Here is a 1,972-nt window from a genome sequence, read left to right as displayed (position 1 = left end):
GCCGTGCTCCCCACGATCGACATGTTCAACCTCCCCGTTTTTCTCATCGTAACCCCCATGTTCCTCTTCGGCGATACCTTCTTTCCCCTTTCGAACTTACCGAGGTGGGCGCAGCACCTCTCACTCGTGTTTCCCCTCACCCATCTCACGAGGATTGCCAGGGCGGTCACCGGAGGTGATCCCGGCTCGATATGCGGGTGGAATATCCTCTACGTTGCCCTCACCTTCGCGCTATTTTTCATGCTGTCCCTGTATTTCATGAGGAAAAGGCTGATACGGTAACCGCGGGGGGTTCCCCCTTCATAGCCTCCATGCCGATATTTCCACTTGACAATCGAGCCTGTTAGTTGTAACTATTTTACGCTTGAGCGGAAGGGAAAAGGCCTTGTTTTTAAAGTAAATTCAATTTGGAGGGGTAGACGATGGAAACGGTACTGGTACTGATCCCTCTTCTCGGTGTACTGGGCATGGTCATCGCGGTGATGAACTACTTTGCGGTTATGAAATACGATCCGGGCAACGAGAAGATGGTATCCATCTCGGATAAAATTCACAAGGGAGCCATGGTATTTCTAAAGCGGGAGTACACGATCATCGCCATATTCATGATCGTGGTGTTCATCGCCCTCGCATCGACCTTGAGCGTCCTGACGGGAATCGCGTACTTGAGCGGCGCCCTCTGCTCGATGCTCGCGGGGTGGTTCGGCATGGAGGCGGCTACCAGGACGAGTTCCCGTGCCTGCCAGGGTGCGAAAGACGGCGGGACACCCCTTGCCCTCTTTATCTCCTTCCTGGGGGGCTCCGTTATGGGCCTCTGCGTCGCATCACTGGGGGTCATCGGTCTCGGCATCTGGTTCTACTTCATGAAGAAAGACCCGGTGAATGCCCCCCTCGTGATAAATGGCTTCGCCATGGGGGCTTCGAGCATAGCACTCTTCGCACGTGTGGGGGGGGGTATCTACACCAAGAGCGCAGATGTGGGAGCCGACCTGGTCGGGAAAGTTGAAGCGGGGATTCCCGAGGACGACCCGCGGAACCCGGGTGTCATCGCGGATAACGTGGGTGACAACGTGGGCGACACCGCCGGAATGGGCGCCGACCTCTTCGAATCCTACGTGGGGTCCGTCATCGCGGCTATGGCGCTGGGCGCCGTAATGTCGGAACCGCTGAAATTCATGTCCCTGCCCCTCGTTCTCATCGCCGTCGGTTTGATATCCTCTATCATCGGGGTCTTTTCGATGAACATCCTCAAGAAGATGGACCCCCAGAACGCCCTTCGGAATGCCACCTACGTGAGCGGCATCATTTTCATCATCGGCGCGTTCCTCTCCGTGAAGGCATTGGTGGGGATCGTCGGTCCGTTCTTCGCTGTTCTCGCCGGCATGGTCTGCGGCGTTTTGATCGGCGTGGAGAGTGAGTACTACACCTCCGATATGGGCCCCTCCATCAAGAGGATTGCCGAGGCGAGCGAGTCGGGGCCTGCCACCAATATCATCACCGGCATTGCCGTGGGGTTCAAGAGCACGATACTCCCCGTGCTGACGCTCGCACTGGCCATATACGTCGCTTACGCGGTTGCGGGGCTCTACGGGATAGCCCTTTCCGGCGTGGGTATGCTGGCGACGATAGGGATCGTGATGTCCACCGACTCCTACGGGCCGATTGCCGACAACGCCGGCGGCATCGCGGAGATGAGCGGCGCCGGCCCCGAGATAAGAAAGATCACCGACCGCCTCGATGCCCTGGGCAACACCACCGCGGCCATCGGCAAGGGGTTTGCCATCGGTTCGGCTGCCCTGACGGCCCTCGCCCTGTTCTCTGCCTACCAGAAGACCGTGGGGCTTCAGAAAATAGATTTGACGAGTTCGACCACGATAATAGGCCTCCTTCTGGGGGCCATGATGCCCTTTCTCATCGCCGCGCTGACGATGGAGGCCGTCGGCAGGGCTGCGGGACAGATGGTCGTTGAGAT

At 58.2% G+C, this 1,972-nt stretch carries 1 protein-coding gene and 1 pseudogene (1 of these 2 only partly in view); both read left to right on the top strand.

The window, feature by feature from the left end; all coding sequences use genetic code 11:
- The coding region (locus GTN70_00225) for an ABC transporter permease (GenBank protein ID NIO15429.1) at positions 1–282 on the top strand (282 nt) is incomplete at its 5' end.
- 140 nt (positions 283–422) lie between these two features.
- Positions 423–1,972 (top strand): annotated as a pseudogene (locus GTN70_00220) (sodium-translocating pyrophosphatase) (it continues 412 nt past the right edge of the window).

This window comes from Deltaproteobacteria bacterium (genome assembly GCA_011773515.1).
GTDB lineage: Bacteria > Desulfobacterota > Deferrimicrobia > J040 > J040 > WVXK01.
The sequence above is the reverse complement of the archived record's forward strand: the minus strand, read 5'-3'. Positions and strand labels throughout refer to the sequence as shown.